Source organism: Yoonia vestfoldensis, assembly GCF_002158905.1.
Classification (GTDB): domain Bacteria; phylum Pseudomonadota; class Alphaproteobacteria; order Rhodobacterales; family Rhodobacteraceae; genus Yoonia; species Yoonia vestfoldensis_B.
The window spans coordinates 748,064-771,558 of record NZ_CP021431.1; the positions used below are offsets into that span (position 1 = coordinate 748,064).

Below are 23,495 nucleotides of genomic sequence, written 5' to 3' on the forward strand. Positions count from 1 at the left end.
GTTCATGGGCGCCTATATCCTTCGACGGCTGTTGCTGGTCATCCCGACCTTGCTGGGGATCATGATCATCAACTTTGCGCTGGTGCAATTCGTGCCGGGCGGGCCGATCGAACAGATCCTTGCCAATCTCGAAGGGCGCGGCGATGTCTTCGAAAGCTTCTCTGGCGGGGGCGGCGACGCTGATTTCGGCAATGACAGCGGCAGCGATTACGTCGGCGCACGCGGTTTGCCGCCCGAATTCATCGCCCAGCTGGAACGCGAATTCGGCTTCGACAAACCGCCGCTGGAACGGTTCCTCAACATGATGTGGAATTATATGCGTTTCGATTTCGGCGACAGCTATTTCCGCTCGATCAGCGTGTTCGATCTGGTGCTGGAAAAGATGCCGGTCTCGATCACGCTGGGCCTGTGGTCCACGCTGATCGCCTATCTGATCTCGATCCCGCTTGGCATCAAAAAGGCCGTGCGCGACGGCACGCCGTTCGACACTTGGACCAGCGGGGCAATCATCATCGGCTATGCGATCCCCGGTTTTCTATTCGCGATCCTGCTGATCGTGCTTTTCGCGGGGGGGTCCTATTTCCGGATCTTCCCATTGCGCGGCCTGACATCGGCGAATTTCGCGGATCTGTCGCTGATCGGCAAGATCCTCGATTACCTCTGGCACATCACCCTGCCGGTGCTGGCCTCCACCATTTCGGCCTTTGCCACGCTGACGCTGCTGACGAAAAACAGCTTTCTGGACGAGATCAAGAAACAATATGTCATCACCGCCAAGGCCAAGGGGCTGTCGGAATCCCGCGTGCTTTACGGCCATGTGTTCCGTAATGCGATGCTGATCGTGATCTCGGGCTTTCCGGCTTTGTTCATCGGGGTGTTCTTCGGCGGGTCGCTGATCATCGAAACGCTGTTCTCGCTGGACGGTCTGGGGCGGCTGGGGTTCGAGGCGGCGGTGGCGCGTGATTATCCGGTGGTCTTTGGCACGCTCTTCGCCTTTTCGCTGATTGGGCTGGTGGTCGGGATTCTGACCGATATTACTTATGTCTTCATCGACCCGCGTATTGATTTCGAGGCGCGCAACACATGATGCGCCTGTCCCCCCTGAACCAGCGCCGCTGGCGCAATTTCAAGCGCAACCGCCGTGCGGTCTGGTCGCTGATCATCTTTGGCGTGCTGTTTAGCCTGTCGCTTTTTGCCGAACTGATCGCCAACGACAAACCGATCCTTGTCAGCTATCAGGGCGAATGGCGGATGCCCGTCGCGCAATTCTATTCCGAGCGCGATTTCGGCGGCGATTTCCCGACCCAGGCCCGCTATCAGGACATAGAGGTGCAATGCCTGATCAAGACCGGCGGGATGGAGATCTGCCTTGACGATCCGGACGGCACGCTGGCCGCGCTGGCGGCTGGCGAGGATCTGGGCGAAGATTTCCAGCCCGGCTGGATGATCTGGCCGGTGATCCCCTATTCCTACAACACCATCGTTGACCGGCCCGGCGTGGCCCCCGCGCCGCCCTCTGCGCTGAACTGGCTGGGCACCGATGACACCAAACGCGACGTGACAGCGCGGGTGATCTATGGCTTCCGGCTGTCGATTGTCTTTGCGCTGATGGTCACGATATCGGCCTCGATCATCGGGATCGCGGCCGGGGCGGTGCAGGGCTATTTCGGCGGCTGGACAGATCTGGCGTTCCAGCGCTTTATCGAGATCTGGACGGGGACGCCGTCGCTTTACGTCATCATCATCGTTTTCGCCATTCTGGGACGAAGCTTCTGGCTTCTGGTCTTTCTGACGGTGCTGTTCGGCTGGCCTGCGCTGGTGGGGGTGGTGCGGGCGGAATTCCTGCGCGCGCGCAACCTTGAATATGTGCGCGCGGCCAAGGCGCTGGGCGTGCCCGACCGCACGATCATGTTCCGCCATATGCTGCCCAATGCGATGGTCGCCACCGTGACGATGCTGCCGTTTCTGGTGACAGGGGCGATTGGCACGCTGGCATCATTGGATTTCCTCGGCTTCGGGCTGCCATCCTCGGCCCCGTCGCTGGGCGAGCTGACCTTGCAGGCCAAACAGAACCTGCAAGCGCCGTGGCTTGGCTTTACCGCCTTCTTCACCTTCGCGATCATGCTGTCGCTGCTTGTGTTCATCTTCGAGGGAATCCGCGACGCCTTTGATCCGCGCAAGACCTTCATCGCGGACGGGTCGGTGCCTGTGGTTGCCGCCCAAGACCTCGCCGCTGCGCAAAAGGCCCCCGTGAAATGACCAAAGCCATTCTTGATGTGCGCGACTTGGCGGTCGCCTTCCGGCAGGATGGTGCCACCACCCATGCGGTGCGCGGCGTGTCATTCCAGATTAATCGGGGCGAGACGCTGGCGATTGTCGGCGAAAGCGGGTCGGGCAAATCCGTCACCGCCCTGTCCACCGTGCAGCTGCTGGGCGATAGCGCGGTCATGGCAGGATCCATCACCTATAACGGGGTGGAAATGGTCGGTGCCGATGAAGCCGCCCTGCGCCGCGTGCGCGGCAATGACATCAGTTTCATCTTTCAAGAACCGATGACCTCGCTGAACCCGCTGCATACGCTGGAAAAGCAATTGGCCGAAAGCATCGAATTGCATCAGGGGCTGCGCGGGCCGGCGCTGCGCACAAGGATCATCGAGCTTCTGACCCGCGTCGGCATCCGCGACCCCGAAACCCGCCTTGGCGCCTATCCGCATCAATTATCCGGCGGACAGCGGCAGCGGGTGATGATTGCGATGGCCCTGGCCAATGGGCCGGAATTGCTGATCGCGGATGAACCGACAACGGCGCTTGATGTGACCATCCAGGCGCAGATCCTCGACCTGCTGGCTGATCTCAAACAGCGCGACAAAATGTCGATGCTGTTCATCACCCATGACCTGACCATCGTGCGCAAGATCGCCGACCGGGTCTGCGTGATGAAAGACGGTGTGATCGTCGAGGAAGGGCCAACCGCTGCATTATTCGCCAATCCGCAGCATGCCTATACGCAAAGCCTGCTTGCGGCGGAATCAACCGGCGTGCCCGCGCCCGTGCCCGCCGATGCGCCCATGGTGCTGGAAACTGATCAGGCGCGGATCTGGTTCCCGATCACGGCGGGCCTGCTCAAACGCACCGTGGGGCATATCAAGGCGGTCAATAGCGCCTCGCTGACGCTGCGCGCAGGCGAAACGCTGGGCATCGTCGGCGAAAGCGGGTCGGGCAAGACAACGCTGGCGCTGGCTGTGATGCGGTTGATCCGGTCGCAGGGGCGGATCAGCTTTGCAGGGCGCGACATCCACAGCCTGACGCAACGCCAGATGCGGCCCCTGCGCAGCGAGATGCAGATCGTGTTCCAGGATCCCTATGGCTCGCTCAGCCCGCGCATGACGGTCGAACAGATCATCGCCGAAGGTCTGGGGGTGCATGGTGTCGATCCGGGGCGCAACCGGCGCGAGATGGTCAGCGACATCATGGCCGAGGTCGGGCTCGACCCCGCGATGATGGACCGCTATCCACATGAATTCTCGGGCGGACAGCGGCAGCGGATCGCGATCGCACGCGCGATGATCCTGCGGCCCCGGCTCTTGGTGCTCGACGAACCCACCTCGGCGCTCGATATGACGGTGCAGGTGCAGATCGTGCAGCTGTTGCGCGACCTGCAACAAAGAAACGGGTTGGCCTATCTGTTCATCAGCCATGACCTGAAAGTCGTGCGCGCGCTGTCCCACAAGGTGATGGTGATGAAACAAGGCGATGTGGTCGAAGCAGGCGACGCCGCGGCGATCTTTGATGCGCCCCAAGACCCCTATACCCGTCAGCTGATGGCGGCGGCCTTTGAAGGGCGCGCCATTTCGGCCTGACCCCCACTTCTTTTTTCCAAAAATACTCCCGCCGGAGGCCCGAAAGTCCTTTTGCGACCGCGCAACCTAGCCGTCGGCCCCGATCATGAAACAGGTCGTGCCGCGCGCCTGCAACCGGCGACAGGCCAGATCAGCCGCGTCGCGGCTCAGCCCCATGAAATTGGCGTCAAACCCGCCAGAACGCTGCACGACACGGCGCAGCGCCCCGTCCAGCGTATTCATCTCGTTCAAGGCGACCTGCAGCAGCACCCGCTCGGCGTCAAAGCGGCTGGGATAACGGCCGACATTCACGCCCCAATGCCGCCCGCCAGAGGTGGACACGCGGGTGACAACTTCTGGCTCTGTGGCGGTGAAACTTTCAGCCAGAGGCGCCACCGGTGCTGTCGCGGCCATTGCGACCATCTGCATCTCGGCGGGTGGTTCGGGCCGGGGCTGCGGGGTGACGGTGGGACTGGCCTGAGCGACACTGGTCTCGGCGACTTGCGCGGACGGCTCTTCCGCCAGAACCTCCATCAAAGTGGCATTGACCGCATCGGCCAGCACCGCATTGATGATATCTTGTTCGACAACCACGGCGACATCGACCTCTGGCGCGGGGGCAGGGGCGGATTCCTGTGGCGCAGCGGATAGCAACATCTCGGCCTCTGGTTGCGTCGTGACGGGGCGGCCAACGGGGCGGTAGCTGCGGGTCACAAGCCCGTTGACACGGATCACCTTGCCCGCCGATCCGCGCACGCTATTGCCTGCGGCGATGGATCCGTCCGCAGGGGCTTCGGCCATCGCGCCGGGTGGTGTCGGGCGGTTCACATTGGCATGGCGAGGGGCCATGCTGAACCCCATATCCATCAGCTCTGTGATGCGCGCATTGCGCGCCGCGGTCGAGGTGCCACCAAACACGGTCGCGATGATCCGCTGATCGCCGCGCTGGGCCGAGGCGACCAGCGTGAAACCGGCCGCATTGGTAAAGCCGGTCTTGATCCCGTCACCGCCCGGATAGGAATCCAGCCAGCGGCGGTTGGTATGCTGCACCGTGGCCACGCCGGCATCGGCGGTGCGGCGCGAAAACAGGTTATAATATTGCGGGAAATCATAGATCACATGCCGCCCCAGGATCGACATGTCGCGCGCCGTCGACAAATGGCCCGATTGCGTCAGCCCATGGGCATTGCGAAAGGTGGTGTTGGACATGCCCATGGCGGCTGCTGTCCGGTTCATCCGCGTGGCAAAAGCCTCTTCGGACCCCGAGATCGCGATCCCGATCGCCGTGGCCGCGTCATTGGCGGATCTGACGGCAGCGGCCCGGATCAGATAGCGCAGGCGGATCCGCTGACCGGCGCGCAGCCCCAGTTTGGACGGCGGCTCATTGGCGGCATGGGATGTGATCGTCACCTCGGTATCAAGCGAAATCTCACCACGTTCAATCGCCTGAAAGGCCACATAAAGCGTCATCATCTTGGTCAAAGAGGCCGGATGCAGCCGTGTATCGGCATTGCGCGCATGCAGCACCTCGCCGGTGCGCGCATCCATGACCAATGCGGCATAGGGGGCGGCAAGCCCGCGCATCGGCGCAAGGGCCAGAATGAAAATCAGAACGCAAAAATACAGCCCGATATGGGCCAACTGTCCCGGACGACGTGCCATGTCGCGTGCCTCTTACTGCCTCTGGCCCCGGATTTTTCCGGTGACCTTATTATTATTTGCAAAGGCTAGCACAAGTTTGCTTGCCGGAAAACACCCTAAATTCAAAGACTTTCGGGGCGTTCATCGGGCAGGTTTCGAAGATGTGGTAGCTTTGCGCCGTCAAGCCGCTAGATAGGCGATTGGCGGGTTTTCCCTTTCTCGCATGATCCCCTTTTCTCTGGGCGGGCATGCTTTATATGTAGCGCTATGACAGGATCATTGATGCACGCCCCGTTCCACATGATGGCTGACAAAGAGGACCGCGACGACGGCAACCTTGGCATTGCGCTTGAGACAAAGCCAAAGACGAAACGGCCGCCGATGTATAAGGTGCTGATACTGAACGATGATTTCACGCCGATGGAATTTGTCGTGCATGTGTTGGAACGCTTCTTTGGGCTGTCCCATGCGCAGGCGTTCGAATTGATGCTGACGGTGCATAAGAAAGGCGTTGCCGTCGTCGGCGTTTTCAGCCACGAGATCGCTGAAACCAAGGTGGCGCAGGTGATGGATTTCGCGCAACGCCACCAGCACCCGCTGCAATGCACGATGGAGAAAGAATAGCGCGCCCGCGTTATTCGCGACAGATATGCCACAATCCCGCCTCAGCACGGCCATCCACGACGGCCTTCTTGTCCTGCGCGCAGGCGATATCGGCCTGATGCGCCCGCCTGCCAGCTATGACATTTCGGATTTGCCGCGCGAGGCTTTGCGCATTGTCCACGGCTTTTACCCCGATGTCGCCGATTGGCAGATTGCGGGGCATGCGGTCAGCCGGGACCTGCCGCGCTGCGCCACAGCCGTGGTCATTGTGCCGCGCGCCAAGGCGCTGGCGCAGGCGATGATCGCGCAGGCCTGCGCCAAGGCCGATCTGGTCATCGTCGACGGGCAGCGCACGGATGGCGTGGACAGCCTGTTCAAATCCTGCCGCGCGCGGCTGGGCGATCTGCCTTCTGTCACCAAAGGGCATGGCCGGCTGTTCTGGTTTGCCGCCAGCCCCGCCTTTGCCGATTGGGCGATACCGGGGCCGGTGCAGGGACCGCATGGGTATTTCACCACGGCGGGCGTGTTTTCCGATGGCGCGGTCGATGCAGGCTCTGCGCTGCTGGCCGCTGCATTGCCGCCGAAACTGCCCGCGCGCATGGCCGATCTGGGCGCGGGTTGGGGCTATCTGGCGCAGGCGGTGCTGGCGCGCGAAGGTGTGGCCGCGCTGGACCTGATCGAGGCCGAGGCCCTGTCGCTTGATTGCGCGCAATTGAACGTGACCGATCCGCGCGCGCGGTTCCACTGGGCCGATGCGCTGCGCTTTACCCCCGAAAAAGCCTATGACGGGATCGTCATGAACCCGCCTTTCCACACCGGGCGCGCCGCTGATGCCGGGTTGGGCCGTGCCTTTATCCAAGCGGCCTGCCGCCTGCTGGCCCCGCATGGCAAGCTGTGGATGGTCGCGAACCGGCATTTGCCCTATGAATCGGCCATGTCGGAAAGTTTCCGCAATGTCGACATAATCGGTGGCAACAACGCGTTCAAATTGTTCCACGCCACCAAACCGCTGCGCTTAGCGTAAGGGAGCATCGCCATGTCCTTTTCCATCAGCGGCAAGACCGCAATTGTCACGGGGGCGGCCAATGGCGTCGGGCTGGCCATCGCGCGGCATTTCGCCGAAGGCGGGGCCAATGTCGTCTTTGCCGATATGGATGAAAAGACCCTGCGCGCCCAGATGGGCGAAGAGGCCGAGAAAGAGGCCAATATCCGGCTGTTCGCGGGCGATCTGCGCAAGAAGCTGACCATCACCAACCTGTTATCCGCGACCATCGATGCATTTGAACGGGTTGATATTCTGGTCAATGCGTCTCGGCAGGTGATGATCACCGACCCGCTGGACCCCGATGACACGTCGATGGATGAATTGTTGCAGCAAAACATGCTGACCGCGATGCGCGTCAGCCAGGCCGTGGCGCGCCGGATGATCAAACAGGCAGGCAAGGGCGGCGGCGGCGCTGCTGTCGGGTCGATCGTGAACATCTCGTCCATTGCGTCACGGCGCACCCATGGCGACCTACTGGCCTATTCGGTCAGCACCGCCGCACTGGACCAGCTGACGCGGTCGATGGCCGTGGCCTTCGCGCCGCACGGTATCCGCGTCAATGCCGTGGCCTTCGGCAGCGTCATGAGCGCGAGCCTGATGGGCTCGCTCAAAGATGATGACGAAATGCGCGATGCGATCCTCGAAAACACCCCGCTGCACCGGATCGCAAGCCCCGGCGAGGTATCGGATGCCGTGCAATATCTGGCGTCAGATGCGGCCGGTTTCGTGACCGGCCAGATCATCACCGTCGATGGTGGGCGGACCCTGATCGACCCGGCCTGCGTATCGGCGCATTGATCATTCGGGGTGCATCGCGATGCATTGCAGCACCAGCTGATCCGATGATGCCTGTTGCTGGCTGCGCCGTTCGACCAGTGAATTGAGCTTGGCGCGTTCGGCGTTCAGATCGATGGCGACAGGGCGGTTCGTGGTGAATGTCTCGGTCTCGTCGCAGCGATAGCGGAATGTCGTGCCATCGCTGTTGGTGCCACGACAGGTCTGGCGGATCGTGCGGATGTCCTGATGTTCCGCGATCGCATAGCCGCGCGCCAGATTGCCCTGGGTTTCGGTGATCAGGCTGTTCAGCACGCGCAGATCGCGCGTCGCCTGCCCGATACAATCTTCGCGCGGTGTGGCGCAGGCGGTAAGTGCCACAAAAGGCAGGATGATCAGGGCAGGGCGCATCGTCTTCTCCGGTTTTGGTCTGGAACATCGGATCGTGTTCGGTATGGTATCTGCACATTATTACCAATCGCTATACAATATCAGGGGCTAAGCCGTCACATGGCAGAAGAATTCGCAGCACAAAAAGCCACGGCATCGGCATGGTTCCGCAGATTGCGCGACGATATCGTCGCAGCCTTCGAGGCGTTGGAGGACAGCCATGCAGGCGCGGCCCCCGCAGGCCGGTTCGCAGTGACCGAAACATCGCGGCATTCTGACGACGGATCGGACGCGGGCGGTGGGCTGATGTCGGTGATGCGCGGGGGGCGCGTGTTTGAAAAGGTGGGCGTCAATATCTCGACCGTCTATGGCCAGTTGGGTGATGCCGCACAGCGCGCCATGGCCGCGCGCGGTGTGCCTGGCATGGCGGATGATCCGCGGTTCTGGGCTTCGGGCATTTCGCTGGTGGCGCATATGCAAAACCCGCATGCGCCTGCGGTCCATATGAATACCCGCATGTTCTGGACCCCGCATGCCTGGTGGTTCGGCGGCGGGTCCGACCTGAACCCCTGCATCGAATATGCAGAAGATACCGCCCATTTCCACGCCACGCAAAAGGCGCATCTGGACCCGCATGGGGAAGATCACTACCCCAAGCTCAAGGCCTGGGCGGATGAATATTTCTATATCCCCCACCGCAACCGCGCGCGGGGCGTGGGCGGCATTTTCATGGATGATTATTGCACCGGCGATTGGCAGGCTGATTTCACCCTGACCCAGGATATCGGCCGCGCCTTCCTGCCCGCCTATGTGCCGTTGGTGGAAAAACGCCGCGATATGCCGTGGAATGACGCCGACAAGGACACGCAGCTGATCCACCGCGGGCTTTATGCGGAATATAACCTTGTTTACGACCGTGGCACCAAATTCGGGTTGACCACCGGCCATGATGCCAATGCCGTGCTGATGAGCCTGCCGCCATTGGCGAAATGGGTATGAGACGCAAGCGGCATCCCACAGGTGCCGCCCCCATCTTTCGAGCATAAATATCCCCGCGCGGAGCGCTTGCGGCAAAGCCGCAAAAGGGGCGCTGCCCCTCGCCCCGGACCATGTCCGGCGCTCACCCCGGAGTATTTTTGGAAAAAAGAAGTGGGGGGCGTCAGCCGCCCCGCAATGTGTCGATCATCAGTTGCACATTGGCGGGGTCGGCCTCTGGCGTGATGCCATGGCCAAGGTTGAAGATATGCGCCCCACCCGATAGCGCGTCGCGGATGCGGCGGGTTTCATCCACCAGCGCCTGCCCGCCGGTGACCATATGCGCGGAGGCCAGATTGCCCTGCACGCAGCCGTCTTTCTGGACGTGGTCCGCGACCCAGGCCGCATCGACACCGTCATCGACCGCCACGCAATCGGCCCCGGTCGCGGCATGCACGCCCGCGTATTTCGTGCCCGCCCCGCGCGGAAAGGCGATGACGGGAATGCCGGGGTGCTTTTGCTTGAGCGCGGCGGTGATCCGCTGCATCGGTTTGATCGAGAATTCGGTGAAATCGTCGCCTTCCAGCGATCCGGCCCAGCTGTCGAACAATTTGACGCATTCCGCCCCGGCCTCGATCTGTTTTGACAGATAGGCGATCGTGCCTTCGGTCAGCCGGTGCATGATGCCTTCAAAGACGGGCCGGTTTTCCGCCTTGAGCGCATGGGCGGGCCCTTGATCGGGCGTGCCTTTGCCGGCGATAATATAGGTGGCAACGGTCCAGGGCGCGCCGGCAAAACCGATCAGCGTGGTTTCCTTGGGCAGGTCTTGCGCCAGAATTTTTACCGTCTCATAGACGGGGTTAAGCGTGTCGTGGATTTCCTCGACGGGCTTCAGGCGCCCCAGTTCCTCGGGTGTTGTAATGGTGGACAGGCGCGGCCCTTCGCCGGTGACGAACCACAGATCCGCCCCCAAAGCCTGTGGCAACAGCAAGATATCAGCGAATAGAATCGCCGCGTCGAACCCATAGCGCCGGATCGGTTGCAGCGTGACTTCGGCAGCCAGTTCAGGGTTGTAGCACAGTGACAGGAAATCCCCCGCTTGGGCGCGCGTGGCGCGGTATTCGGGCAGGTAACGCCCCGCCTGCCGCATCATCCAGATCGGCGGGGTCGGAAGCGTTTCGCCCGCAAGGGCCCTGAGGATGGTCTTTTGCTGCGCCATGTCTTGTCCTTTTTCAACCTCTCTGTCGTCCCAATTGCGGAACATGTTGTCAAGGCAGTTGTCAGGCCAGATTGACACGTCTAACAATCGCGCCATGAACATTGCTTTGCCCACACCCGCCTCGCCTTTCAACATCGGAACCCGTGGATCGCCGCTGGCGCTTGCGCAGGCGCATGAGACGCGCGCAAGGCTGATGGCGGAATTTGATCTGCCCGAAGACGCCTTTGCCATCGTCGTGATCAAGGTCATGGGCGATGCTATTCAGGACCGCGCCTTGAAGGATATCGGCGGCAAGGGTCTTTTCACCCGCGAGATCGAAGAGGCGCTGCTGGACGGATCCATCGACATCGCGGTCCATTCGATGAAGGATATGCCCGTCGACCAGCCGGGTGGTTTGTTGCTCGATACATACCTTCCGCGCGAGGATGTGCGCGATGCGTTTGTGTCGCTGACGGCCAAGGGCTTGGATGATCTGGACCAGGGGGCCACCGTCGGCACCTCGTCCTTGCGGCGGCGCTCGCAGCTATTGGTGCGCCGCCCCGATCTGAATGTCGTGGAATTTCGCGGCAATGTGCAGACCCGCCTGATGAAGCTGGGCAATGGCGTGGCCGAGGCGACCTTTCTGGCCATGGCGGGGCTGAACCGGCTGAACATGACCGATGTGCCACGCAGCGCCATCGCGCCCGAGGACATGCTGCCCGCCATCGCCCAAGGTGCCATCGGGATCGAACGCCGCGCCGATGATACCCGCGCCGCCGCCATGCTGGAGGCGATCCACCACGGCCCCACCGGCCAGCGCCTTGCCGCTGAACGCAGCTTTCTGGCGCATCTGGACGGATCCTGCGAGACGCCGATTGGCGGGCTGGCCGATCTTGACGGTGGCAGCCTGCGCCTGCGCGGCGAAATCCTGCGCACCGATGGCAGCCAAGTGCTGGCCGATGACATGACCGGCGCGATTGCCGATGGCGCCGAGATGGGCCGCGAAATGGCGATCAAGCTTTTGGCGCAGGCGGGGCCGGGGTTTTTCGACCATATGTAGCGGTGGAACCTGCCGCGCCTTCGGACGTTTGCCTTTCAATCTGAAAGGAGACGTTATGGACCGTCTGAGCATCTATCTGACATTCATGGTCGGCAGCGTGACCACAGGGGCCTTGGTGATCGCTGTCATGACGCTGGGCTGGTATTCATGGCTGGCCATCGGCGGGGCGGCTGCGATTGGCTTTGTGATCGCCTGGCCGATCAGCTATGTGGTTTCGCGCCGGATCAAGCGGCAGGACAAAGGATGGGACGAGACCAAGGTCGAGGATGTCCCCAGTGTGATTCCCGACCCCTCTGGGCCCGAGGTCTGAGGGCCGCTCAACGCGCCGCGTCGCGCGCCATCCGTTGCAAGGTTTCGCGCAGGCTCTGCGCGATATCGGCCCGCGCGCCGGGATCGTCCTGCATGGCATGCGCTGATGCCGCCAAAAGCTGGGCCTGCCGCTTGCAGGCGGCAGTCACATCGTCTTTGCCCGCGGCAATGGCGATATCGGCCAGCATTTCCAAGCCGCGCAGGGTGACGCTTTGATCTTTTGCCACATATTGGCGCATCCCGTCCCATGATTGGTCCAGCATATCCTTGAAGGTCAGCCGCCGGTAGATCACCGGGTCCGCAGGATCTGCCTGCCGCGCGGGCGGGCGCTGGGCAAAGGCGGTCAGGCCGGGTTTGAGCCAGTGCAGGCACAGCATCGCCGTCATCGGATCATTCACGCCGGGTGACAGGGCGCGGCCGCAGACCTCGACCAATTGGTCCGACAGGAACAAGATGTCCTGATGTTCGGTCCGGTTCGCCCCGATCGTATAGCAATTCTGGATCTCGCCGATCACCTTGTCGGTGCTGCGCCCTGACGGACGGGCCGACAGGACCCGATCACCCGGCACCAGAAAATCCCCCGGTGCGCGGTGCAGGGCGATTTGAATGTCATTGGCCTTGGCGATGGCGCGCAGGTCTTTGTAGGTCACATGCTGCAAAAACCCCGCGCAATCGGCGGTGATGTGACGGCCGGGCGCATCGGTTTTTTCGGGGACGGGGGCCAGATCGACGGGCTTTTTGCCGGGGCTGGATTGCTCGGCCTGCAGCATCGCGATCACGGCGCGTTCCAGTTTGCCGCCGATATCGGACAGCAGGTTCATGATATTGATCGATTCAGGGATATGATGGATGTAGAAGATCAGCGCCCCCACGGTTGCCAGCATCAGCACCAGCGCGAACAGGATCGCGATCTGCGGCACGAAGGTTTGCAGCGTCAGATCGGGCAGCGAGGTATCCTGATTCACGGTGCTGAGCACGACCATGCTATAGGCGAAGGTCGCCACGAAGACCCCCAGCACCACCTGATTCTGGCGATTGGCCATGAAATTGCTGATCAGCCGCGGCCCGTAATTGGCACTGGCAAAAGAGACGGCAACCATCGTCACCGAAAAAGCCACACCCGCAACCCCCAGCGAGGCTGCCGCCAAGGTGGTCAGCACCGCGCGTGCGCCATCGACATCGGCAATCGGCACGATCCCAAGATCGCGCAGCCAGACAGCGCCAAGCTGCCGGTCCAGCATCGGCATCAGGATGCCCAGGACGACCGCGACACAGGTCATCATGCTGGGCCAGAACCAATAGTTCTGCCGGATTTGCAGGATCTTTGTCAGCGCCAGCTTGATCATTGGCGGCCCTTCCATCGGGTCAGGCGGGCGGGATCACCTTGCCCGGGTTCAGGATATCATGCGGGTCAAGCGCTGCCTTGACCGCGCGCATCGCGGCCAAGGCCACGGGGTCCTTGCGCCGTTTCATCGTGGCCAGTTTCGACAGGCCGATTCCATGTTCGGCGCTGAATGACCCGCCCAAGTCCTGCACCACATCCTCGACCGCTTCAAGCAATGCGGCCATCGCAGCGGGATCATTGCGGCTGACATAGCTGGTGTGGTGGATATTGCCGTCCCCCAGATGGGCGACCATGACTTCTTCGACATCCGGATCAATGGCGCGCAGGCGCGGTGTCACGGCGGCCTCGAAGGTGGCGATCTTGTCCAGCGGCAGGGCGATATCGGTATTCACGAAATGCCCGCCGAAAAAGGCAACATCGCCGGCATCTTCGCGGCGTTTCCAGATCTCGCGGCGCTGGGTCTCATTCTGGGCGATCACGGCGTCCAGCAGGGTGCCATCCTCGAGCATCTGGCCCAGTACATCCTCAAGCAGGGTGACGACGGGCCTTTGTCCGTCCGGGCCGGGCTGTGCATCACGGGCGGTGGTGGCGGCGACCTCGATCATGATATTGACGTCGTGGTCCTGCGCGAAAGGCGGGGGCATATCGGGGAACATCTGCCGGTGCTTGGCCATATAGCTGCGCGGCATATATTCAAACGCCTCGACCCCGCCGCCGGTTTCGTCTTGCAGACGGTGCAGCAGCGCCAGCGCATCGGCCAGCGAGGGCAGGGCGACCATTGCCGTGGCATAGGCCTGCGGCTTGGGCAGCAGTTTCAGCACGGCGGCGGTGATGATCCCGAGCGTGCCTTCGGCACCGATCATCAGGTTGCGCAGATCGAGGCCGGAATTGTCCTTGTGCAGCGCGCTCATCAAATTCATGACGCGCCCATCGGCCATCACGACCTCTAGCCCCAGACAGAGACCCCGCGTGCTGCCATAGCGCACCACATTGGACCCGCCCGCATTGGTGGACAGCAAGCCGCCGATCATCGCCGATCCGCGCGCGCCCAGGGTCAGCGGAAAGATCAGGCCATGTGCGGCGGCCGCATCATGCAGATTGGACAGGATCACGCCTGCGCCGACTGTGGCGGTGCGCCCGGTGGTGTTGATCTGGGTGATCTGGTTCAGCCGTTCGACCGACAGCATCAGCGCGCCATCGGCCATCGTGGCCCCGGTCAGACCGGTCCTGCCGGAACAGGGGACAACGGGTGTGCACGTGGCATGGGCGATGCGTATGATTGCCGCGACCTCGGCGGTGGATATGGGGCGCAGCACGGCCAGCGGGGTTGATGTATAGGCCCCCGTCCAGTCCTTGCCATAGGGGGCGGCGTCCTTGCCGGTCAGGATGCGATCCGCACCGATGGCGGCAGCGATCTGGTCGATGACGGACATGTGGCGCGGCCTTTCGTGCAAATCTGGCCGCAGGCTAATTCGGTTTTGATGCAGTGGAAAGGGTTGTGGTGGCGTGGGGGAGACTTGAACTCCCGACCTATCGATTATGAGTCGATCGCTCTAACCAACTGAGCTACCGCGCCTTACCATGAGCGTCCGATTACGCAAAGGGCGGGGGGGTGTCAAACCGATTCTGCCCGATTTCACCCCCGTAGGGTGGATCATGATCCACCCTGCATCAGTCATAGCGCAGTTCGGTCGCCTTGCCGCGGAACACGGTATAGGCCAGCACCGTATAAGCCAGGATCGTGGGCAGCACGAAAAGCGTGCCGATCAGGATGATGAACAGGCTTTCAGGCGCGCTGGCGGCCTCGTAGATGGTCAGCTGTTCGGGGACGACATAGGGATAAAAGCTATAGGCCATCCCGATGAACGCCATCACCCAGAGCGAGGATGCCGCAGCAAAAGGCAACCAGGACACCCGGTCATGCGTGAACGGCATCCGGCGCAGCATCCACCACAGCGCAAAGACCAGCAGCGCCGACAGGATCGGCAGGGGCGACAGCAACAGCGCCTCGGGCCAGCTGAACCATTTGTCAAAGATCCGCGTGCTGACCAGCGGCGTCGCCATCGACACCAGCCCGATGCCCAGCACCAGCCCCCAGATCCCGCCCTTGGCCCAATCGACGGATTTCGCCTGCAAGGCCCCGTCCGTCTTGTGGATCACCCATGTCGCGCCGATGAAACTATAGCCCACGGTCAGAAAGACCGCCGTCAGCAGGCTGAAGGCCGCATTCACCAGCGTCCATTCCAGCCCCATGATATACATGCCCAGCATGAACCCCTGCGAGAGCGAGGTCATCAGCGAGCCTGCGAAAAAAGCATTGTTCCATAAACGCTTATGCGGGGCGGGGGCCTTGGCGCGGAATTCGAAGGCAACGCCGCGAAGGATCAGCCCGACCAGCATGATCGCAACCGGCAGGTATAGCGCCGTCAGGATTGCGCCATGCGCTGCCGGAAAGGCCACCAGCAGCAGCCCGACCGCCAGCACCAGCCAAGTCTCATTGGCATCCCAGAACGGCCCGATCGTGGCGATCATCATGTCCTTTTCGTCCTCCTCGGCAAAAGGGAACAGGACCCCGACCCCAAGATCGAACCCGTCCAGCACGACATAGATCAGGATCGACAGGCCCATCAGCCCGGCAAAGACGAAAGGCAGCCAGATCGTCGGATCACCAAAAGTGTTCATCGTCGCTACTCCGCAGGGATGGCATTGGGTGCCGCCGCAGGCGCAGGTGCGATGCGGGTGCCGATATCTTCGCCGCGCGACATTTTGCGCGCCAAGTAGAAGATGACATAGATATAGGCCGACAAAAGCAGCGCATAGACCACCAGATAGGCGATCAGCGTGGACAGAACCATCGGCGCAGGCACATCGGCCACGGCCTCTGCGGTTGTCATCACGCCTTGCACCAGCCAGGGCTGGCGGCCGATCTCGGTTGTGTACCAGCCCGCAAGCGTCGCCAGCCAGCCGCTAAAGCTCATGCCGACCAGCGCATAAAGCACGGGCTTGGGCAGGCCCTCGACCCCGCGCTTGCGGCGCAGCATCATGAAAGACGCAGCCCAGCTAAGCAGCAGCATCGCCACGCCGGTGCCGATCATCACGCGGAACGACCAGAATACGGGTGCCACGCGCGGATGCAGGATCGTGCCATCCTCGGCCACGAAATCGTTCAGCCCCTGCACCACCCCGTCCCATTCATGGGTCAGGATGAAAGAGGCAAGGTTCGGGATCCCGATCTCGAAATGGTTCTCGCGCGCTTCCTGGTCAGGCAGGGCGAACAGGATCAACGGCACATTGCCACCGGTTTCCCAATGCCCTTCCATTGCGGCGACCTTGGCGGGCTGGAATTCCTTTGTGTTCAGCCCGTGCATATCGCCCACGAAAATCTGCACCGGCATCAGCAGTGCGGCCCCGAAGACAGCGGTTTTCAAGGCGACGCGCACGCCTTCGGTGCGTCCGCCGATCAGCCAGCGGAAGGCGCTGACACCGGCGATCAGGAAGCTGACGGTCAGGAAACTGGCCAGCACCATATGGGTAAAGCGATAAGGCATCGAGGGGTTGAAGATGATCGCGAACCAATCGGTTGCATGGGCGACACCGTCGCGCATCTCAAATCCTTGGGGGGTATGCATCCATGAATTCAGCACGATGATCCAGAAAGTCGACATCAGCGTACCAAAGGCCACAAGGAACGTCGCGCCCGTATGCACCCAATTGGGCACGCGGCGAAAGCCGAACAGCATGATGCCCAGAAACACAGCCTCCAGGAAAAAGGCCGTCATGATTTCATAGGCCAGCAATGGCCCTGCGATATTGCCGACCTTTTCCATGAAGCCGGGCCAATTGGTCCCGAATTGGAACGACATGGTGATCCCCGAGACCACGCCCATGGCAAAAGACAGCGCGAAAATCTTGACCCAGAAGCGATAGGCCTCCATCCAGCGGTCCTGGCCGGTCTGGTTATAGCGGATCTTGAAGAACAACAGGACCCAGCCCAATGCGATCGTGATCGTTGGAAACAGGATATGGAAAGAGATATTCGCCGCAAACTGGATGCGGGATAAAAGCAGTGTTTCCATCATTTGATTTCACCTTTACGCTGTCTGTGATCCTCATATAGCAGGAAGCGCGCCCCTGTCAGTGGGGTGCGACAGCAAGGCGCGGACAGGCCAAATGCTTGATTTCATGGCGACATGAATGGCAAGCTTGCCGCCTGTTACGCGCAATTTTAGGCAACGCGAGGGCCAAGATGACCGGATTTCTGACGACCCATGTGCTGGATACCGCAAATGGCGTGCCTGCGGCGGGGATGGCGGTCGATCTTTATCGGCTGGACGGGGATGCGCGGCGGCATCTTGCGTCAATGATCACCAATGCCGATGGGCGGACCGACAGCCCTATTTTGCCCGCTGCGGATTTCGCTGTCGGGCGGTATGAATTGCTGTTTCAGGCGGGGGCCTATTTCGGCCGCAGCGATGATCCGCGCTTTCTTGACGATATCCCGATCCGGTTTGGCATCAATGATCCCGGTTCGCATTACCATGTGCCGCTGCTTGTCTCGCCTTTCGGCTTTTCGACCTATCGGGGCAGCTGACCGCGCGCTGACCGGCCTCGCGCCGCGCCTTGCGGGCCACAGGCCTAGCCGCGGGCAAGAATATCCCGCAGCGCCGCCATATCCAGATCGACCGGATTGGCCTTGTAAGAGGATGCGGCCTTCGCCTCTTGGGCGATTGCGTCATGGCTGTCGGCGGACAGGCCAAGTGCGGTCAGGTACGGCAGGCCGTGGTCGCGGGTCCATGTGTCGAAATCGGACAGGCTGCCGAATTCATCCGCGATCTTGGTGATCACCCATCCGATCCGTCGTGCCGCATCGGGCGGGGCTGCGGCCAGATTGGCTTGCAGCACCGGCACCAGCAAAGTGCCGCAGATCGCACCATGCGCGGCACCGGTCCGCCCGCCGATCACCCCGGCAAAACCATGCACCGCCCCCAGCCCTGCATTGGCCAGCGCCAGCCCGCCGCAGACGCTGGTCAGCGCCATGTCATCCCATGCGCTGGCGTCACCATGATCCATGATCCGGTGCAGCGCCGCTAACCCACGCGGGATTGCGTCACGGCACAAGGCATCGGTGACCGGATTGGCGCGCGCGCTGGTGAAAGGTTCGATCACCTGGGTGATCGCATCCAGCCCCGATGCCAGCGTCACGGCCTTGGGGCAGGACAGGCACAGAGCCGGGTCCACCAGCGCCAGCGTCGGGTAAAGCCGTGGATCGCGCAAGGATACTTTGCGCCCGGCCTCTGGCACGCCGATCACCGCGTTACGGGTGACTTCGGTGCCGGTGCCTGCGGTCGTGGGGATCGCGATCAGGGGCAGGGGGGGCATGTCCAGCGGCTGACCCTCGCCCACCACCTCTAGATAGCGCAGCGCGTCATGCGGGGCGGGGATCAGCGCGGCCAGCGCCTTGCCATAATCGATCACCGCACCGCCGCCGATGGCGATGACCAGATCGGGGCCAAAGGGACGCGCGGTCACCAGATGGGCCGTGATCGCAGGCAGGTCAGGCTCGCCCTTGACGGTCAGGTCCAGCACGGCGCAGGTCTGGCGCAGGTCTTGCGCCAACCCATCCGCCGCCGCGACCGAGGCCGATCGTACCAGCAGCACGCGGGCAAAAGCTGCGGCAAAGGGCAGCGCTTCGGCCAGCACGCCGCGGCCAAAGCGGATCGTGCCCGCCGTGGCAAAGCCGAAAGGCGCGATCATCAGACCGCCAGCACCGCGTTGACCGCGCGCCCCCAGCGGGCATAACGGCTGTCGCGGGCTGCGGCATCCATGGCGGCGGTGAATTGGCGGTCCACGGCCCAGACCTTGGCGAATGCTTCCATATCGGGCCAGACGCCCGCGCGCATCCCGGCCAGCCATGCCGCGCCAAGCGCGGTGGTTTCCAGCACCTGCGGCCGGTCCACCGGCGCGCCGATGATGTCGGATAAAAATTGCATCGCGTAATCATTCGCCGCCATGCCGCCATCGACGCGCAAGGATGGCTGGGCCGCGTCACGGGTCCAGTCGGCCTGCATCGCCTCGAGCAGATCGCGGGTCTGGTAGCCCACCGATTCCAGTGCTGCGCGGGCAAATTCCGCAGGCCCTGAATTGCGGGTCATGCCAAAGATCGCGCCCCGCGCCTCGGGCGCCCAATAAGGCGCGCCGAGGCCCACGAAGGCGGGCACAAGGATCAGGTCCTGGCCCGGATCGGCGGTTTCGGCCAGCCCTTGGGTTTCAGGGGCGGCGCGGATCACCTTGATCCCGTCGCGCAGCCATTGCACCACGGCGCCGGCGATAAAGATCGACCCTTCGAGCGCATAGGTCGGCTTGCCATCCAGTTGATAGGCGATGGTGGTCAGCAGTTTATTGGTCGAGGCGACAGCCGTATCGCCGGTATTCAGCACCACGAAACAGCCGGTGCCATAGGTCGATTTGACCATGCCGGGCTGGAAACAGGCCTGCCCGATGGTGGCTGCCTGCTGGTCGCCCGCGACGCCTAGGATCGGGATTTCATGGCCGAACAGATCGGGCCGGGTCATGCCGAAATCGGCGGCGCAATCGCGGACATCCGGCAGCATTTCTTGCGGGATGTCGAAGAGAGCGCAGATTGTCTGGCTCCACCGTCCTTTGTGGATGTCATATAGCATGGTGCGCGCGGCATTGGTCGCATCGGTCACATGGCTGCGTCCGCCGGTCAGGTTCCAGATCAGCCAGCTGTCCACCGTCCCGAAGGCCAGTTCACCCCTGCGGGCACGGTCGCGCGCGCCTGGCACGTTATCGAGGATATATTTCAGCTTGGTGGCCGAAAAATACGGGTCCGCCAGCAGGCCGGTGCGGCGGGTGATCATATCTTCATGGCCGTCCGCACGCAGCTTGGCGCAGAAATCGGCGGTGCGGCGGTCCTGCCAGACGATGGCATTGTGAATGGGTTTGCCGGTCTTGCGGTCCCAGACCAGCGTGGTTTCGCGCTGGTTGGTGATGCCGATGGCGGCGATATCCTTGGCCTTCAGCCCGGCCTTTTCCAGCGCCGCCCGCGCGGTTGCCGCGGTCGAGGCCCAAAGGTCCGACGGATCATGTTCGACCCAGCCCGAGGCCGGGTAATGTTGCGGGAATTCTTCCTGCGCGGATGCGACGATCTTCATATCGGGGCCGAAGACGATCCCCCGGCTGGATGTGGTGCCCTGATCGAGTGCCAGAATATATCCCATTGTCGTCGGTCCCATGCTTGTCTTGGCAGCTTGTCATGAATGTGGCGAAGCAGCCAGAGGGCCGCTTCGCCACGGGATCGGGGGCCTGGAGGTCACCCCCGAATGGGGCTTATTCCGTCCAGCGGCGGATCAGCTCTTCATAGGCGATGGTCTGTGGCGCGCCCTTTTCGTCGTCCAGCTTGGGCCATGGGGCGCCGGGCTGTGCCAACCAATAGGATGCGTCCTGCGGCTCGTTCAGCAAGGGGCCGAATTCACCCTGAACACCGGCACGCTGCAGGCGTTCCATCACCGCTTCTTGTTCGGCGCAAAGCGCGTCCATGGCTTCCTGAGCAGTTGCCGCACCGGACGAGGCGTTGCCGATATTCTGCCACCACAATTGCGCCAGACGTGGATAGTCGGGCACGTTGAACCCTGTATCAGTCCACAATTCACGCTCGGGCGAGCGATAGAATTCCACCAGACCGCCCAAGGCAGGCGCACGATCCGTGAAACTGTCGTGGTTGATGGTGGAGTCGCGGATGAAGGTCAGACCGTAATGCGATTTGGCCACATCCACCGTCTTGGAGGCGATGAATTGCGCATAAAGCCAGGCGGCCTGTGCGCGGTCCACGGGGGTCGATTCCAGAATGGTGGCAGAGCCGACATCCTGATAGCCAACCTTCATGCCATCCTGCCAATAGGTGCCATGCGGGCTGGGGGCCATGCGCCATTTCGGCGTGCCGTCATCGTTCATCACCGGCAGATCAGGGGCGACCATATCAGCGGTAAAGGCGGTGTACCAAAAGATCTGCTGCGCGATTGCGCCCTGGGCAGGCACGGGGCCCGATTCCGAGAAATTCATGCCGTTGGCTTCTGGTGGGGCATAATTCTGCAGCCAATCGACATATTTCTCGATTGAATAGACAGCGGCGGGGCTGTTGGTGGCACCACCGCGTTCCATGCAGGATCCGACCGTCTGAAAGTTCTCGTTGACCCGCAGACCCCATTCATCGACCGGCACACCATTGGGCAGGCCAAGATCAGAGGCACCAGCCATCGACAGCCAGGCATCGGTGAAACGCCAGCCCAAGGACGGGTCACGACGGCCGTAATCCATATGGCCATAAACGGTCTGCCCGTCGATCTCGCGGCCGGTAAAGAAGGCGGCGATATCTTCATAGGCCGACCAATTCACCGGCACGCCCAGAGGATAGCCATATTCGGCCTCGAATGCGGCCATGATGGCGGGATCGGTGAACCAATCATGGCGGAACCAGTAAAGATTGGCGAATTGCTGGACTGGCAATTGGTAAAGCTTGCCATCCGGACCCGTGGCCGAGGCCAAACCGATGAAATCGTCCAGATCAAGGCCGGGGTTGGTCACGGAGGCGCCGTCACCTTCCATCCAATCGGTCAGGTTGCGTGCCTGCTGGTAACGCCAATGCGTGCCGATCAGATCGGCGTCGTTGATATAGAGATCAAAGACATTCTCGCCGGTCTGCATCTGGGTCTGCAAACGTTCGACCACATCGCCTTCGCCGATCAGGGTATGGGTAAAGTTGATGCCGGTGATCTCGCTGAACGCAGGGGCCAGCACATTGGCTTCCCATTCATGCGTGGTGATCGTTTCGGAAACGACATTGATCGTCATGCCACGGAACGGCGCGGCGGCGTCGATGAACCATTGCAGTTCGGCCTCTTGTTCGGCGCGGCTCAGGGCCGACATATCGCCGATATGTGCGTCAAGGAAAGCGCGGGCGGCGTCCATATCGGCGAATGCCGGCACACCTCCGGTCACGCTCAGCGCCAAAGCCAGCGCTGTGGATGTTTTAAATAAGCGGTTCATAGTATAAATCCTCCCATGGATTGAACCTACGTTTCAGTCTTGCATGACCGGCCCTATATCGTCGGGCCTCATCCCTTCGGGCCGGTCATGCCTCTACTTGCGGCCCTATACCCAGCGAAACACCGCTACGGCATAAAGCGCGCAAATTCCCAAAGCCCAATATTGCGGCAGCCCGGCCATCGCCAGCCAGCCTGCGTTGATAAAGGCCGATCCGAGAAGCGTGATGAACAAACGGTCCCCGCGCGTTGTCTCGATTGTCAGAATGCCGCGCCGTGGTGTTTCGGGGTATCTGATCCCCAGAAACGTGAACAAAAGCAGCAGGCAAGCGATCACACCAAAGAAGATCGCGGTCGGGCCGGTCCAGGCCATCCATGCAAGTGACATTGCGTCTCCTCCCTCTTATACGCGGCCCAGGGCAAAGCCCTTGGCGATGTAGTTGCGCACAAAGTAAATCACCAAAGCCCCCGGCACGATGGTCAGCACACCGGCCGCACAGAGCACGCCCCAATCCAGACCAGATGCCGATACCGTGCGCGTCATGATCGAGGCGATAGGCTGCGCGTCCACCGCCGTCAGCGTGCGTGACAACAGCAGTTCCACCCATGAAAACATAAAGCAGAAAAACGCCGCGACCCCGATGCCGCTGGCGATCAGCGGCATGAAGATCTTGATGAAAAAGCGTGGAAAGGAATAGCCGTCGATATAGGCGGTCTCGTCGATTTCCTTGGGCACGCCGCGCATGAAACCTTCGAGGATCCACACCGCCAGCGGCACGTTGAACAGCGTATGCGCCAGCGCCACCGCGATATGTGTGTCGAACAGGCCGACCGAGGAATACAGCTGGAAAAACGGCAGCGCAAAGACGGCGGGCGGGGCCATGCGGTTGGTCAAAAGCCAAAAGAACAGGTGTTTGTCGCCCAGAAACCTGTAGCGGCTGAACGCATAGGCGGCAGGCAAAGCCACGGCCAGCGACAGCACCGTGTTCATCACCACATAGGTGATCGAATTGACATAGCCCATATACCAGGACGGATCGGTCAGGATCACGCGGTAGTTATCCAGCGTCGGGTTCTGCGGCCACAGCGTGAAGCCGCCCAGAATTTCACGGTTGGTCTGCAGGCTCATCTTGGTCAGCCAATAGATCGGCACCAGCATGAACAAAAGATAGGCGACCATCACGACATGCCGGGCGCGCAGCTTGGGCAAGGCGGACCGGCGGGCGGTGGCCATATAGGTCTCTGATGTGGCAG

22 protein-coding genes and 1 tRNA gene are annotated in these 23,495 nt (G+C 61.8%); 10 read left to right on the forward strand and 13 right to left on the reverse strand.

The window, feature by feature from the left end; translation table 11 throughout:
• Positions 1 to 4: 4 nt before the first annotated feature.
• The 3 genes from LOKVESSMR4R_RS03655 to LOKVESSMR4R_RS03665 are packed head-to-tail and all read left to right on the forward strand — an operon-like array spanning position 5 to position 3,860.
• Positions 5 to 1,087, forward strand: a complete 1,083-nt coding sequence (locus tag LOKVESSMR4R_RS03655) for a microcin C ABC transporter permease YejB (RefSeq protein WP_087206353.1) — start codon at positions 5 to 7, stop codon at positions 1,085 to 1,087.
• Positions 1,084 to 2,259 carry an ABC transporter permease gene (locus LOKVESSMR4R_RS03660; RefSeq protein ID WP_087206354.1) on the forward strand — a complete coding sequence of 392 codons (1,176 nt, stop codon included), beginning with the start codon at positions 1,084 to 1,086 and terminating at the stop codon, positions 2,257 to 2,259. Before LOKVESSMR4R_RS03655 ends, LOKVESSMR4R_RS03660 begins: the two co-directional genes overlap by 4 nt.
• A complete protein-coding gene (locus LOKVESSMR4R_RS03665) occupies positions 2,256 to 3,860 on the forward strand; it encodes an ABC transporter ATP-binding protein (RefSeq protein ID WP_087206355.1) in 1,605 nt (534 codons plus the stop codon). The genes LOKVESSMR4R_RS03660 and LOKVESSMR4R_RS03665 overlap by 4 nt, the downstream gene beginning before the upstream one ends.
• 66 nt (positions 3,861 to 3,926) lie before the next feature.
• Here LOKVESSMR4R_RS03665 and LOKVESSMR4R_RS03670 read toward each other — a convergent pair whose 3' ends face one another.
• The gene (locus LOKVESSMR4R_RS03670; protein ID WP_087206356.1) at positions 3,927 to 5,501 is read right to left on the reverse strand and encodes a D-alanyl-D-alanine carboxypeptidase family protein; all 1,575 of its coding nucleotides are present in this window, start codon (positions 5,499 to 5,501) and stop codon (positions 3,927 to 3,929) included.
• Positions 5,502 to 5,762: 261 nt separating this feature from the next.
• On the opposite strand from LOKVESSMR4R_RS03670, the gene clpS reads away from it, so the two are divergent.
• The 3 genes from clpS to LOKVESSMR4R_RS03685 are packed head-to-tail and all read left to right on the forward strand — an operon-like array spanning position 5,763 to position 7,926.
• Positions 5,763 to 6,104, forward strand: coding sequence for an ATP-dependent Clp protease adapter ClpS (gene clpS, locus LOKVESSMR4R_RS03675; protein WP_157898112.1), 342 nt, complete (start codon positions 5,763 to 5,765; stop codon positions 6,102 to 6,104).
• Positions 6,105 to 6,129: 25 nt separating this feature from the next.
• On the forward strand, positions 6,130 to 7,107 hold the full coding sequence (locus LOKVESSMR4R_RS03680) for a class I SAM-dependent methyltransferase (protein WP_087206357.1): 978 nt from the start codon (positions 6,130 to 6,132) through the stop codon (positions 7,105 to 7,107).
• A 12-nt stretch (positions 7,108 to 7,119) separates the two neighbouring features.
• Positions 7,120 to 7,926 (forward strand): SDR family NAD(P)-dependent oxidoreductase, encoded by an 807-nt coding sequence (locus LOKVESSMR4R_RS03685; RefSeq protein WP_087206358.1) that lies wholly within the window; start codon positions 7,120 to 7,122, stop codon positions 7,924 to 7,926.
• Here the strand turns inward: LOKVESSMR4R_RS03685 and LOKVESSMR4R_RS03690 are convergent, their stop codons facing one another.
• Positions 7,927 to 8,313: a hypothetical protein gene (locus LOKVESSMR4R_RS03690; RefSeq protein WP_087206359.1), complete on the reverse strand. Its 387-nt coding sequence runs from the start codon at positions 8,311 to 8,313 to the stop codon at positions 7,927 to 7,929.
• Between the two features lie 99 nt (positions 8,314 to 8,412).
• On the opposite strand from LOKVESSMR4R_RS03690, the gene hemF reads away from it, so the two are divergent.
• Positions 8,413 to 9,291 (forward strand): oxygen-dependent coproporphyrinogen oxidase, encoded by an 879-nt coding sequence (hemF, locus tag LOKVESSMR4R_RS03695; RefSeq protein ID WP_087206360.1) that lies wholly within the window; start codon positions 8,413 to 8,415, stop codon positions 9,289 to 9,291.
• Between the two features lie 160 nt (positions 9,292 to 9,451).
• Here the strand turns inward: hemF and hemE are convergent, their stop codons facing one another.
• Positions 9,452 to 10,486, reverse strand: coding sequence for a uroporphyrinogen decarboxylase (hemE, locus tag LOKVESSMR4R_RS03700; RefSeq protein WP_087212544.1), 1,035 nt, complete (start codon positions 10,484 to 10,486; stop codon positions 9,452 to 9,454).
• A 94-nt stretch (positions 10,487 to 10,580) separates the two neighbouring features.
• Between hemE and hemC the strand changes: the two genes are divergently transcribed.
• A complete protein-coding gene (gene hemC / locus LOKVESSMR4R_RS03705) occupies positions 10,581 to 11,525 on the forward strand; it encodes a hydroxymethylbilane synthase (protein WP_087206361.1) in 945 nt (314 codons plus the stop codon).
• A 55-nt stretch (positions 11,526 to 11,580) separates the two neighbouring features.
• Positions 11,581 to 11,835, forward strand: a complete 255-nt coding sequence (locus tag LOKVESSMR4R_RS03710) for a hypothetical protein (protein ID WP_087206362.1) — start codon at positions 11,581 to 11,583, stop codon at positions 11,833 to 11,835.
• A gap of 7 nt (positions 11,836 to 11,842) precedes the next feature.
• Here LOKVESSMR4R_RS03710 and LOKVESSMR4R_RS03715 read toward each other — a convergent pair whose 3' ends face one another.
• The 5 genes from LOKVESSMR4R_RS03715 to LOKVESSMR4R_RS03735 all read right to left on the reverse strand — a co-directional run bounded on the left by LOKVESSMR4R_RS03715 (position 11,843) and on the right by LOKVESSMR4R_RS03735 (position 17,258).
• Positions 11,843 to 13,180 carry a DUF2254 domain-containing protein gene (locus LOKVESSMR4R_RS03715; protein ID WP_157898113.1) on the reverse strand — a complete coding sequence of 446 codons (1,338 nt, stop codon included), beginning with the start codon at positions 13,178 to 13,180 and terminating at the stop codon, positions 11,843 to 11,845.
• A 19-nt stretch (positions 13,181 to 13,199) separates the two neighbouring features.
• Positions 13,200 to 14,612: an FAD-binding oxidoreductase gene (locus tag LOKVESSMR4R_RS03720; RefSeq protein ID WP_087206364.1), complete on the reverse strand. Its 1,413-nt coding sequence runs from the start codon at positions 14,610 to 14,612 to the stop codon at positions 13,200 to 13,202.
• A 66-nt stretch (positions 14,613 to 14,678) separates the two neighbouring features.
• Positions 14,679 to 14,755: transfer RNA gene (locus LOKVESSMR4R_RS03725), tRNA-Met, on the reverse strand.
• 95 nt (positions 14,756 to 14,850) lie between these two features.
• Positions 14,851 to 15,861: a cytochrome d ubiquinol oxidase subunit II gene (locus LOKVESSMR4R_RS03730; RefSeq protein ID WP_087206365.1), complete on the reverse strand. Its 1,011-nt coding sequence runs from the start codon at positions 15,859 to 15,861 to the stop codon at positions 14,851 to 14,853.
• A gap of 5 nt (positions 15,862 to 15,866) precedes the next feature.
• Positions 15,867 to 17,258 carry a cytochrome ubiquinol oxidase subunit I gene (locus tag LOKVESSMR4R_RS03735; protein WP_087206366.1) on the reverse strand — a complete coding sequence of 464 codons (1,392 nt, stop codon included), beginning with the start codon at positions 17,256 to 17,258 and terminating at the stop codon, positions 15,867 to 15,869.
• A gap of 167 nt (positions 17,259 to 17,425) precedes the next feature.
• Here LOKVESSMR4R_RS03735 and uraH point away from each other — a divergent pair, with 167 nt between their 5' ends.
• Positions 17,426 to 17,770 (forward strand): hydroxyisourate hydrolase, encoded by a 345-nt coding sequence (uraH, locus tag LOKVESSMR4R_RS03740; protein WP_087206367.1) that lies wholly within the window; start codon positions 17,426 to 17,428, stop codon positions 17,768 to 17,770.
• Positions 17,771 to 17,814: 44 nt separating this feature from the next.
• Here the strand turns inward: uraH and LOKVESSMR4R_RS03745 are convergent, their stop codons facing one another.
• The 5 genes from LOKVESSMR4R_RS03745 to LOKVESSMR4R_RS03765 all read right to left on the reverse strand — a co-directional run bounded on the left by LOKVESSMR4R_RS03745 (position 17,815) and on the right by LOKVESSMR4R_RS03765 (position 23,475).
• A complete protein-coding gene (locus LOKVESSMR4R_RS03745; RefSeq protein ID WP_087206368.1) occupies positions 17,815 to 18,933 on the reverse strand; it encodes an iron-containing alcohol dehydrogenase in 1,119 nt (372 codons plus the stop codon).
• The gene (glpK, locus tag LOKVESSMR4R_RS03750) at positions 18,933 to 20,420 is read right to left on the reverse strand and encodes a glycerol kinase GlpK (RefSeq protein ID WP_087206369.1); all 1,488 of its coding nucleotides are present in this window, start codon (positions 20,418 to 20,420) and stop codon (positions 18,933 to 18,935) included. Before glpK ends, LOKVESSMR4R_RS03745 begins: the two co-directional genes overlap by 1 nt.
• 109 nt (positions 20,421 to 20,529) lie before the next feature.
• Entirely contained in the window at positions 20,530 to 22,245 is a 1,716-nt protein-coding gene (locus LOKVESSMR4R_RS03755; protein ID WP_087206370.1) for an ABC transporter substrate-binding protein, read from the reverse strand.
• 105 nt (positions 22,246 to 22,350) lie between these two features.
• Entirely contained in the window at positions 22,351 to 22,629 is a 279-nt protein-coding gene (locus LOKVESSMR4R_RS03760; RefSeq protein ID WP_087206371.1) for a DUF2160 domain-containing protein, read from the reverse strand.
• 15 nt (positions 22,630 to 22,644) lie between these two features.
• Positions 22,645 to 23,475, reverse strand: a complete 831-nt coding sequence (locus LOKVESSMR4R_RS03765; RefSeq protein ID WP_420645906.1) for a carbohydrate ABC transporter permease — start codon at positions 23,473 to 23,475, stop codon at positions 22,645 to 22,647.
• Positions 23,476 to 23,495: the final 20 nt, after the last annotated feature.